This window comes from Marinobacterium sedimentorum (assembly GCF_024267675.1).
Lineage (GTDB): Bacteria > Pseudomonadota > Gammaproteobacteria > Pseudomonadales > Balneatricaceae > Marinobacterium_A > Marinobacterium_A sedimentorum.
In genome coordinates, this window is record NZ_JALDYX010000087.1 from 1 (window position 1) to 669 (window position 669).

Here is a 669-nt window from a genome sequence, read left to right on the forward strand (position 1 = left end):
CGGAGTGGTAGTTCAGTTGGTTAGAATACCTGCCTGTCACGCAGGGGGTCGCGGGTTCGAGTCCCGTCCATTCCGCCACTTCTACGAAGTGGAAATTGTAGAAAGCACTTGTGACAAGTGTTAATAGCAAGACTTCGTTTCAAGGTGCTGAAGCGTCGTATTAAGCCAGCGTTATGGGCGAATAGCTCAGTTGGGAGAGCGTCTGCCTTACAAGCAGAGGGTCGGGGGTTCGAACCCCTCTTCGCCCACCATAACGGAGTGGTAGTTCAGTTGGTTAGAATACCTGCCTGTCACGCAGGGGGTCGCGGGTTCGAGTCCCGTCCATTCCGCCACTTGCTTTGTGCATGTGGAATGCTTGAAAGATTGGTGTTGGAGTAACAGGGTAGAATATCTGCCTGTCATTTCATCACAGGTGCGGTCGGGGATTCAGTCCCGTCCATTGCGCCACTTTTCGAAGTGGAAGTTGTAGCAGCAAGACTTCGTTTCAACGTGCTGAAACGTCGTACAATAGCCAGCGTTATGGGCGAATAGCTCAGTTGGGAGAGCGTCTGCCTTACAAGCAGAGGGTCGGGGGTTCGAACCCCTCTTCGCCCACCATAACGGAGTGGTAGTTCAGTTGGTTAGAATACCTGCCTGTCACGCAGGGGGTCGCGGGTTCGAGTCCCGTCC

The 669-nt window shown here is 53.8% G+C and carries 4 tRNA genes; all 4 read left to right on the forward strand.

Annotated elements, in window-relative coordinates:
* Nucleotide 1: 1 nt before the first annotated feature.
* The 4 genes from MRS74_RS23535 (at nucleotide 2) to MRS74_RS23550 (ending at nucleotide 597) form a co-directional block, all read left to right on the forward strand.
* Nucleotides 2-78: transfer RNA gene (locus MRS74_RS23535), tRNA-Asp, on the forward strand.
* Between the two features lie 97 nt (nucleotides 79-175).
* A tRNA-Val gene (locus tag MRS74_RS23540) sits at nucleotides 176-251 on the forward strand.
* Nucleotides 252-255: 4 nt separating this feature from the next.
* Nucleotides 256-332: transfer RNA gene (locus MRS74_RS23545), tRNA-Asp, on the forward strand.
* 189 nt (nucleotides 333-521) lie between these two features.
* Nucleotides 522-597, forward strand: a tRNA-Val gene (locus MRS74_RS23550).
* Nucleotides 598-669: the final 72 nt, after the last annotated feature.